The organism is Paenibacillus mellifer, assembly GCF_023195895.1.
Classification (GTDB): domain Bacteria; phylum Bacillota; class Bacilli; order Paenibacillales; family Paenibacillaceae; genus Fontibacillus; species Fontibacillus mellifer.
Genome location: NZ_JALPRK010000001.1, coordinates 152,341 through 167,724 on the forward strand (window position 1 = coordinate 152,341; position 15,384 = coordinate 167,724).

The window sequence follows — 15,384 nt, forward strand, 5'->3', positions numbered from 1 at the left end:
GAGTTCGACCTTATAATGAGGGCGAATAGGCGGAGAAGGAGTGGAGTGGGATGACAACAAACGGCCATATAACGGAAAAAGTACGCTTTTGGGCGGAATCGGATACACAATTGCATTTGGATAACGGGCTTGCGCGATTAACCTATGATCTGGCTGGCGGCGAATTCGCCTTTAGCTGCTGCGGCGCATTTAGCTGGAGCGGGATCCATAGCGCATTCCGGTGGCAGGGCCGGGAATACCATACCGGCATGTACGAGAGTCATCAGGCGTACGGGGAGCCGAATGAGCTGAACGATCGCTTTGGGCAAGGCGTAAAGGTGGTAATTCGGCATGAAAAACCGGGTCTTCCGGAGGTGGAGCAGCAATTTTACCTTTATGAGCAGCAGCCGTTCTTTTTGATACGGGTCGTTGTGGCCGGCGAAGACAAGTTGAAGCTGAACCGGATTGCGGTGATGAAGTCAGCTAAGCTGGAGATCAAAAAAGACTCTGGTAACGGGCTGTTCGGGGGGGACCAGCTGCATGCCCTTCGCATCCCTTACGATAACGATAAATGGGTACGCTACATCGCCAAGGCGCTGCCCTGGGAGACGGAGAGTTACGAAGCGACGGCGTTGTTCTATCCAGGGAGTCGGCGGGGCTTCGTGACGGGCTCGGTGTCCCATGACGTGTGGAAGACAGGCATCCGTATCCGCAGCGAACAAGCCGGCAAACTGGACGAGTTCGAGCTGTATGCCGGGGCGACCAGCGAGATGACGCGCGATACGCAGCCGCACGGTTACGTTCAGGGCCCCCGGGTCCAATCCCCGCTCGTATTCGCCGGGTATTACGACGACTACCGCGAGGGGTTGGAGGCGTACGGCCGAGCCAACGCGGCGGTCGAACCACCGCTGAAATGGGAGGGCGGCGTGCCATTCGGCTGGAACAGCTGGTCGGCGGCAATGAGCACGCTCGATTACGAGTTGTATACCTCGACGAGCGATTTTTTGAAACGCGAGGTACAGCCGCTGGGTTTTGAGAGCGATGGCACGCTCTATATCAATTTTGACGCTTTCTGGGACCGGCTGACGGCGGAGGAAATGGCTGACGCACTGCGTCGGGTGCGGGAGAACGGGCACAAGCCGGGCACGTATTGGACGCCGTTTGCGTTCTGGGGCGGACCGGAGCAATTTCGCCGGAAAGTGGAGGGCACGGACGGCAAGTATACGTACGGCGAGATCTTGCTCCGCGACCCGCAGGGGGAGATTGTCGCCGACATCGCCGGCGGCCTGGCGATTGACCCGACGCATCCCGGGGCTTTGCAGCGGATCGATTGGTTTACAGAGAAGGTGATCCGCGAGGGCTTCGAATACATCAAACTGGACTTCATGGCGCATGGGGCGCTGGAAGGACAGCATTTTGATCCGGCCATCACAACGGGGATTGCCGCTTATCACTACGGCTTATCTTATCTGGCGGCGAAGCTGTCGCCGGAGGCGGCGGGACGACCGTTTTTCATCAATCTGTCGATCGCACCGCTCTTCCCGTATGCCTTTGCCCATAGTCGCCGTATCTCCTGCGATGTATTTGGGCAGATCGGCGATACCGAATATTTGTTAAATTCGCTGACTTATGGCTGGTGGATGAACGACTGCCTGTATCGTTTCAACGACCCGGACCACACGGTGCTGTACAAAAGCTTCAATCAGGAAGAGACCGACTGGCACGAAGGGCGGAGCCGGCTGACGGCGTCGGTCATTGCCGGAACGCTGCTGCTGCTTGGCGACGACTTCCGCAAGGAAGGTGCTGCGGAGCGCGCCAAGGCCTGGCTCGGGAATCGCGCGGTGATGGACGTCGCCCGCTTGGGACGGACGTTCCGGCCGCTCGAGTGGGGCTTCGGCGACCGGGCGTCTGATGTGTTCGTGCTGGATGCTCCCGGCGATGTGCTGTATATTGCGGTGTTTAATTTCGATGGGACGACAGCAGCACGGATGACGGTATCTCTGGAGCGGGCAGGGCTTGATCCAAACGCGCGATACCAGGTGGTTGATTTGTGGGAAGGCACGGAGCAGGAAACCGTAGGCGAACTGGTCGTAGACCTGGAGCCGGCGGAAGCCAAAATAATTAAACTCAGCGGACGGTGATCAGAACATGGCGATTTGGGTCAATGAACAAAACCAATTATTCGCGTTACAAACGAACGGCAGCTCCTATGTGTTTGGCTTAAACGAGAAAGGGCGGCTCCAGCATTTGTACTGGGGGGCGCCTATTGATCCGGCGGAGGTGCTGCCGCTGCTCGGGACATGGGGGCACAGCTCCTTCGACGCGGAGATCGAACGGGAAGCGGAGGAGTACAGCTTCTGGGGCGGCGTCGGGTATGTCGAGCCTTTGCTGAAAGTGACTTGGCCCGACGGAGTGCGCGATTTCTGCCCGCAATATACCGGGTATCTGGTGGATCAGGAGAGCGGGAAAGAAACGCTGACACTAACGTTTCGAGACGAAGTGTACCCGTTTGAAGTCCGCTTGAGCTACGCGGCCATCTCCGAACATGACGTGCTGGAACGATCCGTTAGTCTCGTGAATTTAGGCGACGAGCCGGTGCTGCTGGAGACGATCCAATCGGCGGCTTGGACAATGCCGGTGCTGCGGGACTACCGGTTCACGCATGTGACTGGCAAATGGGCAGGCGAATTTCAACTGCGCCGCACTTTCTTGTCCGAAGGTAAAAAGATGCTGGAATCGCGTCGCGGCTTTACCGACGGCCATGCCAATCCATGGTTTGCCGTCGAAGACGGGACGGCGACGGAGGAACGGGGTGACGTCTGGTTTGGGGCGTTGGCGTGGAGCGGTAACTGGAAAATCGTCGCGGAGCAAACCGCGTTTGGTCACGTTCGCGTGACCGGCGGCATCCACGATTTTGACAGCACATGGCTGCTTGGCCCCGGCGAGACGTTTGCTGCGCCGAAGTTTGTCGGCGGTTACAGCGCTGCCGGGTTCGGCGGGATGAGCCGCAAGCTGCATCGCTATCAGCATGATTACGTGCTGCCGAGCCGGGAGCCGCGCAAGGTGCTGTACAACTCGTGGGAAGCGACGTACTTCGATGTGAACGCGCAGGACCAAATGGACCTGGCGGAGCGCGCGGCCAAACTGGGTGTCGAGCTGTTCGTCGTTGACGACGGCTGGTTTGGGGCGCGTAACCACGATCGCGCCGGGCTCGGCGACTGGGTCGTCAACCGGGAGAAGTTCCCGAACGGGCTAAGCGAGCTGATCGATCGGGTGCATGAGCTGGGCATGGAGTTCGGGATCTGGGTGGAGCCCGAGGCGGTGAACCCGGACAGCGACTTGTATCGGAGCCATCCGGATTGGGTGTATCATTTTCCGACCCGAGGCCGGGCGGAGCTGCGCAATCAGTTGCTTCTAAACCTCTCCAAACCGGAGGTCAAAAGCTACATTCTCGAGTTCATGACCGATCTGCTTAGCCAGCATCAGATCAAGTTCATCAAATGGGACATGAACCGGACGGTGACGGAGCCGGGGTTGAAGGACCATCCGCTGAAACGCCAGAAGGAAATTTGGATTCGCCATGTGCAGAGCCTGTATGAGATCTGGGCCGAGCTGCGCCGGCGTTTCCCGCATGTGGAATTCGAGACCTGCGCAGGCGGCGGATCACGGATCGACCTTGGCATCTTCCGGTATGCCGACCAGGCTTGGCCCAGCGATAACACCGATGCGTTTGACCGGCTGAGCATCCAGGAGGGCTTCTCCTATGTATACGCGCCGAAGATGATGACCTGCTGGGTGACCGAGTCGCCCACCGGGATGAACCGCCGCGTCCTGTCGCTGCCGTACCGGTTCCACAGCGCGATGATGGGGACGCTGGGCATCGGCGCGAACCTGAACCATTGGAGTGACGCGGAGCTCGAAGAGGCCGCCGGGTTCGTCCGGCAGTACAAAGCGATCCGCCCGCTGGTACAGTTCGGCGACCAGTACCGGCTGGATACGCTGGCCCACCGGGGCGTAATCGCAGTCCAGTACGTGGATCAGGCGTACGGTGACAGCGTGCTGCTGGCGTTCCTGCACTCGCAGCGGCTGGGTGACCGCCTGCCTCGCTTGCGTCTGCAAGGCCTCGCGCCGGATAAATCCTACGTGATCGAAGGACAGCCCGGCACCCGGAGCGGTCGGAGCCTAATGCGAATCGGCCTAGAGCTCCCGCTGCGCGGCGACTTCGACAGCGTGTTGTACCGGATTCGCGAAGCGTAGCGCGCGCGTACATGAACGATCACCCCAAACCCCAGCCCATAAAGGTTGGGGTTTCTTTACGTTCCTGTTTAGCGGTAAAAAAGTCCCTTATTTCCGATGACGCCATGGAATTCGAAGAGATCGGGGACTTTTATGGCGTTATTTTGCGATGATGGCCGTCAAATGGTCGAGATCCGACCTAAAGCCGGAGAATAACGCCCTTTATGGTCGTTATTTTCTACATTTCAGCGTGTTGAACTCAAGTAACGGTAAAAAGTTCCGCTATTTCAAATCGACCCACATGTCAGGAAAAATTTCCTTGCCACACCCGAGTAATTGCGGTATGCTAGTGACCTTCTTTCCTATATTCGCCTTGACTGAAGTGGACGGGATATCCGTCCGGGAGAGCGACACGATTCGCTCTAAACATGCTTATCGGAGGTGTCAAATGTTTAACCCTGGGCTTTATTTCACCTTGGCTTCCAAAGCCTACGCCCGCAATGTGCAGTACCGCGGAGCCCACCTGGTGCATAATATCGCAAGCGCCATGTTCGGCTTCATGTACGCGTGCATCTGGATTGGGCTTGGCCGGGACCACTCGCTGGGTACCTACGGAACGCAAGGCATGGTCGCTTACATCGCCTTCACGCAATCCGCCCTCTGGGTCACCAGCTTCATCACGAACGGACTGGGTATTCCGCAATCCGTCAGGACCGGGCAAATCGCCCTGGATCTGATGCGGCCCATTCACCTGTTCACCCACATGATGTCCAAGGAATGGGGGCAAATCGCCTACCAGCTCGTGTACAAATCCATTCCGATTTATCTCCTGTATTTTTTCGTCTTCTCCCTACCGGTTCCGGGAGATGGAGCCGCCGTTCTGTTCACCGCCGCCGGCTTGCTTGGAGCCTCCTACTTATCCATTTGTATCAACTATCTCATCGGGGTCAGTGCGTTATGGACTACCGAGTCTTCCTGGCTGTATTGGGGTCATCATGCGTTGGTCAATTTGCTCGCCGGCTTTTTTATCCCGCTCGAGTGGCTACCCGGTTGGCTCGAATCTTTCGCGTGGTTCACGCCATACCCTTATTTGCTGTATGTGCCGACAACCCTATATCTCGGAAATGGAGACGTCTTCGCATTAGGGGGGACGGTATTTTGGTGCGCCCTAATGACGTTGCTATGCCTCCTCGCAACCCGGATGATGCGGCGAAAGGTGGAGGTGCAAGGGGGATGAACTTGGCAAAATTGCGCTCCTGGCTAAGACTCTACGGGCTGCTCGTGCGCACGACGATTCGCAGCCGGATGCAATACAAATTTAACTTTGTGGTGGGTACCTTGCTGGCTGCACTGGTTCAAATCTCCGAATTTCTGATGGTGGCGATCGTATTGGATCGGTTTGGTGCGATCCGGGGGTGGTCGGTGCACGAGATTGGGTATCTGTTTGCGGTGATGACGTTATCGAAGACGATCTACCGAACGTTTGCCGACGAAGTACACCATCTGGAAAAATACCTTGTCGGCGGCGAACTCGACCAGTTGCTGACCCGGCCGATGCCGGTGCTGTTGGCGCTGATGCCGCAGAAGTTCCGGCTTATGCCCGCCGAGCTGCTGCAGGGCGGGTTCATCCTGAGCTGGGCGCTGGGATCGATGATGCGCACCGGACAAGTCGGCTGGACTGCCGTAATCGCGACGTTGTTCATCATCCTGACGGGGGCGGTCATTCTGTTCTCGATCGGATTGGCCACCGCAACGTTGGGTTTCTGGACAACCCGGATCGTCGAGCTCCAGAACATCACGGAAGATGCGGCCCGCACCGCAGCGCAATATCCACTGACCTTGTATCCAAAGTGGATGTCTTCGCTGCTGCTGTTCGCCATCCCGGTTGGATTTGTCAATTACATGCCGTCGCTGTATCTGTTGCGCGGTGAGGTGGGACCGTGGGTGCTCGCCGTAACGGCGGGGGTTGCTGTCATCTGCATATTCGCGAGCCTGCGGTTTTGGCGGTATGGCATTACCAAATACCAGAGTACGGGAAGCTAAGGAGGAACGAGACGATGATGATCGAAGCCCACAACTTAACGAAGGATTTCAAAACGCCTGTGGTACGAGAGGGGAGGTTTTCCGGACTTCGTACGTTATTTTCGCGAGAATACCGGTTGAAGGAGGCCGTGCGCGACATTAGCTTTCAGGTCGAGCGGGGGGAGTTCGTCGGATACATCGGGCCGAACGGAGCCGGCAAATCGACGACGATCAAAATGCTCACCGGCATCCTCCACCCGACCTCTGGCGAGGTGCGGGTTGGCGGTGTTAATCCGCACCGGGACCGGCGGCAGGCAGTGCGTCAGCTTGGCGTGGTATTCGGGCAGCGCAGTCAGCTTTGGTGGGATTTACCAGTGAAGGACTCCTACGATATCCTGGCGGAGATGTACGGCGTCAGCGGAGCCGAGAAGACGCAGCGATTAGATCAATTCGCTGAGCTGCTGGACCTGCGCGAATTCTGGTTAACCCCGGTCCGCAAACTGTCCCTGGGTCAACGGATGCGGGCCGACATCGCGGCGGCGATGCTGCATGACCCGGACCTGTTGTTCCTGGACGAGCCAACGATTGGTCTCGATGTGCATGCGAAGCGGAATATCCGGCAGTTTTTGAGCCAGCTTAACCGGGATTTCGGCAAAACGATCCTGCTCACGACCCACGACATGGACGATATTGAGCAGCTCTGCAGCCGTGTAATGGTCATCGATCAAGGTCAGTTGACCTACGACGGCACAATTCCCACGCTGCGGGAACAAATCGGTTTGCCGACAGAGATTCGCGTTAAGTTCCGCGGTCCCTTCCGGGTTCCTGAGGAAACCGAGGTGGAGAGGTTGCCGTATCGGGTGACAGGCATTGAAGACGACACGGTGGTTGTCGAGGCGAACCGCCATGAGATCGGGACAATGGAGATCATCCGGGCGCTTAGCGAATGGGGCGACATCGATGACGTCGATATGGCGGAGCCGGCGTTTGAAGAGGTGATCCGCAGCTTTTCGGCTTCCTAACGGTGGTGTGGTTGTTTTTTTGATGCGCGATAGGCTATTTTATAGGTAACTTATCTGGAATGTTGATCAGGAATACCTTTTCTCGGCGGCACAACAAGAGGATTCGGAATTATCAGAAAAACTGAAACAAGTATGGGAGCAGGTCATTGCACCTTCTTAGTTAAAAAAGAATCAGCCCCAAGCGGCAACAACCGCTTGGGGCTGATCTGTTTTTGGATCGAGTCCGAAATTTACCGGATCACGATTTTGTGAACCACGCTGCTCACCGCGCCGTCGTCATCGGTCACCGTCAAGGTGACGGTGTGCCCGCCGGCGGCGGAGAAGCGGTGTTTGACTTTGGGGCCGAGCTCGGTGCCGCCGTCGCTGAACATCCAGCTATAGCGGACGATGCGGCCGTCGGCATCCGAAGAGGCAGAACCGTCAAAGTCGATTTGCTTATTCTTGGCCGCACGCTCCACGGCATCGATCACCGCAACCGGGAGGGCGTTCGGCGTGTTTCCCGGATCCTCTCCGGGATCCTCACCCGGATCTTCGCCCGGCGCGCTGACGAACAAGCGGCCCGGTGCCTGGAAGTCCCCGATGTTCCCCGCTGCGTCCCGAATCGTGACCACGATTAGGCCGCCTTCCAGTACCAGCGATGCGGGTGTCGTATACGTTCCTTCATAATGACCCGGTGTGGTTTCCGTGATCGGGATCCCGTTGCCCGTACCGCCGGATAACGACAGCGGTAATTCGATGCGGAACGAAGCCGTTAGTCCCGGAACGCTGTCAAAGGATACCGACAACGCTTCTCCTGCCGTCAAATGCACGTCCTCTGCCGGCGACAGATTAGCGACCTCCGGCAGCTCCGTATCCACGTATACGGTCCGAGTGACCGTTGTTTCGTTCCCCGCGAGGTCAGACGCGGTAACGGTGATCAGATTCTCGCCGGAATTGATCAGCATGCGGTACGCAAACGCGCCGCCGCCTTCCAGCGGAACCTCCTGACCGTTGACCGTCAGCTTGCTCATGAACTCATCGAGTGCCGAACCCGTTACATTCAGCACTTCCGAATTGGTGCGGAAGCCATCCACGGGGGAAACGACATCGAGTTCCGGAGCTGCGGTATCCAGCGTAACCGTAACCGGCTGCGAACGGTCGGTTGTTTTTCCGTTCACGATCACTTCTGCAGACAAGGCGTTGGCTCCGTCATGCAGCTCAATCGGCAGGCTGAACTGCCCGTTTTCAACCGTGGCTTCACCCGCGAGCTCGGTGCCGTTATATACTTTAACGTCGGCGTTGTTGGCTGGCGAGGTTCCAGTGACGGTGAAGGTGGATTGATTCGTGTAAGCACCGTCCGTCGGCGACGTAATGGCCGGCGCGTTCACCGGATAACGCACGATGGCGCGAATCATGTAGTTGCCTTCTTCTTCGTCTGTCAAGCCCCACGTTCCGCTGATCCGATTCCAGCTGCGGTGGGCGTTCGGGCTGGTCTCATCGGTGGCTACCCCCGGAGCGCTCGTTCCGGCTAAGGTTTGAATGTACACGATGTAGAAGTCGCCTTCGACGGTAACCGGTTCCGGCAGCTCGAGCACGGTCCATTGGTCGTTCCGCAGCGCGGTGCCGTCAAACGGACCGGCTAATTGCCGCCCGGGCGCCCCGTCAGGGCCGGATGCATCGTATACGGCGTACTGGAAGGCGGTACCGCCCGGAACCGGCCATTCGGTATTCCAGAATCGGATCGACGCGCCAGTGACTTGCACTGCGCCGGCTTCCGGCGTCATGCGTACAGCCCAGGCGTTGTTCGCCGCGTTGAAGGCCCAGGCATTCTCCGCCGTACCATCATCGTAGGCGATTTCGCCCGGCAAGCCCACGAACGGCTTGAGCGCCAACGAGCCGTCAGCTGTACTGTTCGGCGGTACCGTAACGGTTAGCGTATTCCCGTAATAATCGGCCGCTCTAACCGACAGCGTATAGGTGCCTTCCAGCACCTCGAACGAGAAGCTGCCGTCAGCTTCGGTCGATTGAGGGGCAATCGTTGCATCTTCAAGCACCATCACCGTTGCACCTTCAATCGGCGTTCCGGTGCGTTCATCGGTGATCGTCCCGCTGAGCGTCCCCTTCGGAATCGGCTGCAGGTTGAAGTTCACCTTGGCGTTCGTCTGATCGGCAATAGTAACATTTGCGGTTTGCGGATAAAATCCATAGGCTTCCGCTTTCAGCGTGTAATCCCCGGCGACGTGATTCAAGCTGTACCGCCCGGTGGCGGGATCGGTTTTCACCGAGCGCCCGGTTTCCAGCACGGTCACGGTTGCGCTGGCCGGCAGACTGCTGATGCCGATGTCTCCGGCAGGCTTCGCTTGCTTCACGAGCTGCTCGTATTCGGTCTTGCTCGTACGGAGCAGCTTGTAGGCAGGCCCGGATTTCACGGCTTTGTCCGCTTTCATTCCTGCTTCGCCAAGCACATTTTGCGTTACCAGAGATCCCGGCGTAGACGCGCTTAGGACCTGAACGTTGTCGATGTACCAACCGGATTTCACGACGCTGCCGTCCGTTGTTAATCGGAATCGCACCTTCACTTGTTCTCCAGCGTAAGCATCAAGGTTGTAGTAAACCGCGCTCCACTGCTTGCCGCTGGTGTTATGCGAGAATTTGCCCAGCTCGTTCCACGTATTCCCGCCGTCGGAGCTGATCTCCACGTAGCCGTTATCATAATTGGTTTCGATTTCGAACCACTGATCAAACAGCAGCGTGGCATTATTGACGTTGCCCAAATCGATCGTCGGGGAGACGAGGGAAGCATTTGCTCCATTCTCATAGCTATTGTCGAGATCGGTTCCCCATACGTTTGGTACGGATACGGCTGCAGCTGGTCCGGGTTCCACAGGCGTGCCGCGTTCCCATTCGTCCCGCGTTCCGCTATGTGTCCAGCCGTTATCGCTGCTGCCGTCGAAGTTGTCGCTGAATACCGTCGCCGGACGCACGACCGTCAGCTCCAGCTCGTTGGACTTGGCGCTTTCATTGTCGCTGTAATCCGTAGCGGCAACCACGTAATAGTAGGTTTGATCAGTCTCGGTCGTCGTATCGGTAAATTCCGTTTGCATGGTTGTACCGAGGGCCTCATAACCGAATCCCGATGTGGTCGAGCGGTAGACGGTGTACAGCTTCACGTCTTCATCGGGAGATGGAGACCAGGACAGTTCGGCACTGCCGGCGAAGTTAACGGAGCCGGTCAGATCGACGGGTGCTTCAGGTGCCGAGGTGTCAGGTGCCTGCAGAGAAAGGTTGTCCAGGTACCATCCGGCTTTCTGAACGGAGCTATCAGTGCTCAGCCCAAACTGCAAGTAAATCTGCTCGCCGGCATAATCGCGCAGGTCCAGGTATTGCGTCTTCCAGCCGCCGCTTGTGCCGGTGAATTCCGCCAGCGGGACGAAAGTGTAATCGGTGTCCAAGGAAGCGATGTACAATGTGCCGAAATCGCGGCCAGCTTCCAGGTCATACCATTGTTTAAAAGAAAGCAACGCCCCCTGCGGGCTATCCGTTAAATCGATCGGCGGCATTAGCAGATAGGAGTTCGCGCCGGAGGCGTAGCTGCCGGACAGATTGCTGGCGTACACCTTCTCGCCGGAATAGGCGCTGCCCGGTCCGCTGGTTGGGGTCCCCCAAGCCCAGGTATTCCCGGTTCCGCCAGACATGAATCCGGTAACGTCCGTCTCAAAGTCCTGCGAATAACCGGGTTCGATGCCGGCCGACACCGTTACGGCATACGGCTTGCTGTCAAACCCGTTGTTGCCGAAGTCGTTCACCCGGATGTAATATTCAAGCCCAGCTGTCCCGATCAGGAAGGCGGGTACGGTGGTTTCATATACCCCGTCCTTCTCGTTTCCGGAGATCCGTTTTGCCGGAAGATATAAATAATGGCTGGTTCCTGCTTCTTTGGCATAAAACTCGACCGACGTGACGGCCACCTCGTCGCTCACATGAGCGGATAACGTCACATCAAAGCCTTCATATACTAAAGTAGGCGGCGTATGCTCCAGGACCGGTTCGTCCAAGTCTTCCCCGGCCGTTACCACGCGCCCGGAGACGGTGCCAACCCCCTCGAGGACGGAGCCAACGGCGTCCAGCGCATTCACGATACCGTAACCGTATCCGTTATTAGGTACCGCCGCATACTCGCCGTCCGTACGCGGCGTGGCCGTGCTGGTCAGGATATCCTCCAGTTGATCCACCGTGAGGGAGTGGTTCGCCTGAAGCAGCAATGCGGCAATCGCTGTCGTATGCGGACCCGCCATCGAGGTGCCATCCCAGCCGCCCTCATAGATTCCGCCGGGAACGGAGGAGCGGATGTTCACGCCTGGCGCAGAAACCTCCGGCTTGATTTCATCGTAAGGCGAGGGTCCCCGCAAAGAGAAATCCGCCAAGTTTCCGTTGATATCCGTGGCGCCGGTTGCGAACGCTTCGGGATAATTGGCCGGTGCGGCTACAGAACCGGGACCGCCGGGGTTGAATTCATCGACGTTGCCCGCCGAGAACTCGGGGAAGATCTGGGCGCTTCTCCAAGCCTGCACGATCGGGCGGAACCATTCGTCGATGCCAGGTCCCCCGCCCCATGAGTTGTTAACCACATCGGGAGCCAGCTCTGGATGGAGATTTCCTTCAGAATCCTCCGGGGCGAGCAGCCATTGACCGCCATCCAGGATGATCGCATCCGTGGTGGACGGGTTAAAGATACGTACGGCGATCCATTTGGCCCCAGGTGCGACGCCGATCTGGTTTGAGCCGTCCGGCTCCGAGCCAACCATCGTCCCCATGGTGTGCGTACCGTGGCCGTGGCCATCCGTTGGCAGCGTAGCATGGCTATGCGGATCGTACCAGCTGAGCTCGGGATCAACAATATTGCCCGAGGCATCGAATCCGCGCCATTTGCTTCTTAAGGCCGGGTGGTTCAACTCGACGCCGGTATCGAGGTTGGCGACAACGATGCCTGTCCCGTCGATGCCCATATTCCAAACCTCAGGGGCATTCACTTGGGCAATATTCCATTCGACGCTGCTTGGTGTAACGTCCGACGGATTTTTACCTGCACCGTCCAACGGAGACGTCTTTCCGTCGGCCGGGTTTACGGTTGGCGCCTCAACCGAAGGCGTTACCGGTTCTTTATGGATGTCAACCTTTTGCAGATGACGTTCTTCATTGGGAAGAATCTTTTCCACTTCAGGAAAAAGAGCGATTTGCTCCAGTACCTCTTTTGTACTTGTCACCGCCATGGCATTTACGATAAAGTAGCTTTGGTAGTCCTTTACGTCTCCGGAATCCTGGGCTTTCCGCAAGTAGTCCTCCAGCTCGAATTGGGTGCGGGAGGCCGTCTCGCGAAGTGCGCTGACAACGGAAGTCCGGGCGGACAGCTTGGCGGCGGAAGGAGTAGCTTTCTCCAGCTTCGCTTTTTGGAGAGCCAGCTTGGCGACCGAGGTCGTATCGGCTTGTTCTTTGAGTTTGACTAGGTAGGTGACGAAGTTGTCCTGCTTAAATTGAGTCTGCAATTTGGCGTCGATTTTGGCTTCGGCCACGTGGGGCGAGATCGACTTCAGGCTGCTTTTTCCTGACACACCACTGCTATCGGCAGAGGCGACAGGAACGAGGGTCAACGCTAGAAGGATCGACAGGCCAAGCGAGAAAGATTTGCGAAATCTCTTGAGACTTATCAACTTCTTCACTCCCTTTATTAGGTTATAAAGTCCAACTGCATCCTTCGAACCGAGCAAATGTCCCTTTGTTCATCACCTCCTAAATCGAAGTCGTAAAGCCAATGCGAGAAAGCCATGGTGGATGTGAGTTTGAAATCGTAGGTGTGGAGCGAGCGGGTAATAGTTGACGCAGGTCGTCTAGATGTGAAGGAAAGTTGACGCGGAGTGCACCTTATTTTCAACAATTCATAAAATAAGGTAAAATCTGGAGTTGTTAGAGACAGTATATATCTGTAAATTTAAGGGTACAAGTGGTCATATATGAAAAATATACATATTTTCACATAAAAATAGGAAAATATGACTAGAATAGATTGACGAAAACCGGAATGTTATGTAAGTTATCTTGACATCTTGCTAACTTCGTTTTACATTAGTACAAATTCATACAGGCGAATGAGGATGATGGGAGAGTCCGCAGGGTGAACCGGAAGGGGAGCCAAGGAGCGGCACCGAAGGAGCAAAGGGCCGATTCTGCAAACCGGCAGCCGAATCTCTCAGGTACAAGGACCATGATCGGACGCCACTCTGGAGAGAGCGAACAGCCACCCAAGAGGTACATGGAGCCGGATAAATGGTCTTCCGGGGACATTAAACTTTCAGGTAACGGGGACAGAGCGAAAGGCAGCAGCCTTTTTGCCCTGTCTCTTTTTTGTGATAGGCTGGCGGGTAATCCGGATTGTAAATAAGGGAGAGATGATCCATGCGATTCAAAAATGTATTCTCCATCATCGGACCAGCGATGATCGGGCCTTCCAGTTCGCATACGGCCGGGGCCGTGCGGATTGGACGATTTGCTCGTCAACTGCTCGGGGATTTGCCAGCCCAAGCGGCGATTTGCTTCTACGGCTCCTTTGCTGAAACGTACAGCGGTCACGGCACCGATTTGGCTGTGGTCGGCGGCATCCTCGACTACCTCACGGACGATGAGCGAATTCGTCATTCGCTTCAGGACGCCGCAGAGCAGGGGATCAAGGTGACCTTCTCCACGGGGGTCCAACCTGGGGCTCATCCGAATACGGTGAAAATCAAATTAACCGGCGCAGACGGCCGGCATACGGAAGTGACGGGAGCTTCCATCGGCGGCGGGACGATCGTCATTCGCAGTATTGACGGGTTTGAGGTGAAATGCTCGGGCGAGCTGCCGACCCTCGTTGTATCCCATACCGATCGGCAAGGGGTTCTGGCGGGCATTACCGCCTTGTTCAGCCGGGAATACGTCAATATCGGCTACATCATAACCGATCGGAAGGGGCGCACCGGCGAGGCGTTGACCGTCGTGGAAGCTGACTCTTCCATCCCGCCGGAATTAATGGAGGCGATCAGCTTCTTGGAGCATGTCAGCCAAGTGGCCTATATCGATTTGACGAGATAAGAAAGGAGCAGGCGCGATGCGATTTAAAAATTTGCGGGAGCTGGTCGAGTTATGCGGGCGGGAATCCCAGACGATTTCCGGGATCATGATTCAGGATCAGGCGGCGGAGAGCGGGCAATCGGAGGCGGAGATTCTGGCCGCCATGAACGAATACTATCAAATTATGAAATCGGCGGTACACAAGGGGCTGACGGAGGACATCGTCTCCACCAGCGGCCTGACCGGCGGCGATGCCAAGAGAGTTGAGGCCTACCGCGGTGGCGGGGAAGCATCCGTCGGCGACATCGCATGCCAGGCCATGGCTTACGCACTGGCGGTGTCGGAGGTGAACGCCTCGATGGGGCGGATCGTCGCCACGCCAACGGCAGGCTCCTGCGGGATCATCCCGGGCGTGTTCGTCAGCTCCCAGGAACGCTTTGGCTGGGAGGATGAGCATCTTGTGCGCGGGTTATTCAGTGCCGGGGCCATCGGCTACGTGATCGCCAACAACTCGTTTATTTCCGGCGCGGAAGGCGGCTGTCAAGCCGAAATTGGTTCGGCGATCGGGATGGCGGCCGGGGCGATGGTCGAGCTGCGCGGCGGGACGCCGGAGCAGGCGGTGCACGCCGTTGGCCTCGCGCTCAAGAACACGCTGGGCTTGATCTGCGATCCCGTCGGCGGCCTGGTGGAGATTCCCTGCATCGTGCGCAACGGCTTCGGCGCGGTGAACGCACTGGCCGCCGCGGATATGGCGCTAGCCGGCGTACGTAGCGCCATCCCATCGGACGAAGTCATCGACGTCATGCTGGAGGTCGGCTCGGCAATGCCTAGCCGTCACCGCGAAACCGCGCAGGGCGGGTTGGCGCAAACGCCAACCGGCCGCAAAATTATGAAGGAGTTGCGGAGTCGGAAAAAGTAAGAAAAGTAAAAGTCGCATGTATTTCTTCTAAAAACGCCGCTGCCTGTAATCAGGTTGCGGCGTTTTCTGTTGGATCTATGTCATAGATCATCCCCTCTCTTCGATGTTACGTTCATGTATAATTTG

At 57.2% G+C, this 15,384-nt stretch carries 8 protein-coding genes and 1 riboswitch; of the genes, 7 read left to right on the forward strand and 1 reads right to left on the reverse strand.

Translation table 11 applies throughout. The features are described from left to right. The first annotated feature begins 50 nt into the window (after positions 1–50). The 5 genes from M0651_RS00660 to M0651_RS00680 all read left to right on the forward strand — a co-directional run bounded on the left by M0651_RS00660 (position 51) and on the right by M0651_RS00680 (position 7,259). Complete coding sequence (locus tag M0651_RS00660; protein ID WP_248549936.1) at positions 51–2,120, forward strand: alpha-galactosidase; 2,070 nt, start codon at positions 51–53, stop codon at positions 2,118–2,120. Between the two features lie 7 nt (positions 2,121–2,127). Continuing rightward, positions 2,128–4,236, forward strand: coding sequence for an alpha-galactosidase (locus M0651_RS00665; protein WP_248549937.1), 2,109 nt, complete (start codon positions 2,128–2,130; stop codon positions 4,234–4,236). Between the two features lie 427 nt (positions 4,237–4,663). After that, on the forward strand, positions 4,664–5,452 hold the full coding sequence (locus M0651_RS00670; RefSeq protein ID WP_248549938.1) for an ABC transporter permease: 789 nt from the start codon (positions 4,664–4,666) through the stop codon (positions 5,450–5,452). After that, positions 5,449–6,258: an ABC transporter permease gene (locus tag M0651_RS00675; protein ID WP_248549939.1), complete on the forward strand. Its 810-nt coding sequence runs from the start codon at positions 5,449–5,451 to the stop codon at positions 6,256–6,258. Before M0651_RS00670 ends, M0651_RS00675 begins: the two co-directional genes overlap by 4 nt. A 17-nt stretch (positions 6,259–6,275) precedes the next feature. Next, complete coding sequence (locus M0651_RS00680; RefSeq protein ID WP_248550287.1) at positions 6,276–7,259, forward strand: ABC transporter ATP-binding protein; 984 nt, start codon at positions 6,276–6,278, stop codon at positions 7,257–7,259. Positions 7,260–7,489: 230 nt separating this feature from the next. Here M0651_RS00680 and M0651_RS00685 read toward each other — a convergent pair whose 3' ends face one another. After that, positions 7,490–12,946, reverse strand: a complete 5,457-nt coding sequence (locus M0651_RS00685; protein WP_248549940.1) for a S8 family serine peptidase — start codon at positions 12,944–12,946, stop codon at positions 7,490–7,492. 435 nt (positions 12,947–13,381) lie between these two features. Continuing rightward, positions 13,382–13,508, forward strand: a riboswitch (glycine riboswitch). A gap of 180 nt (positions 13,509–13,688) precedes the next feature. On the opposite strand from M0651_RS00685, the gene sdaAB reads away from it, so the two are divergent. Both sdaAB and sdaAA read left to right on the forward strand, forming a co-directional pair. Then, positions 13,689–14,360 (forward strand): L-serine ammonia-lyase, iron-sulfur-dependent subunit beta, encoded by a 672-nt coding sequence (sdaAB, locus tag M0651_RS00690; RefSeq protein ID WP_248549941.1) that lies wholly within the window; start codon positions 13,689–13,691, stop codon positions 14,358–14,360. Positions 14,361–14,376: 16 nt separating this feature from the next. Then, positions 14,377–15,258, forward strand: coding sequence for an L-serine ammonia-lyase, iron-sulfur-dependent, subunit alpha (gene sdaAA, locus M0651_RS00695; protein WP_248549942.1), 882 nt, complete (start codon positions 14,377–14,379; stop codon positions 15,256–15,258). The last annotated feature ends 126 nt before the right edge of the window (positions 15,259–15,384 follow it).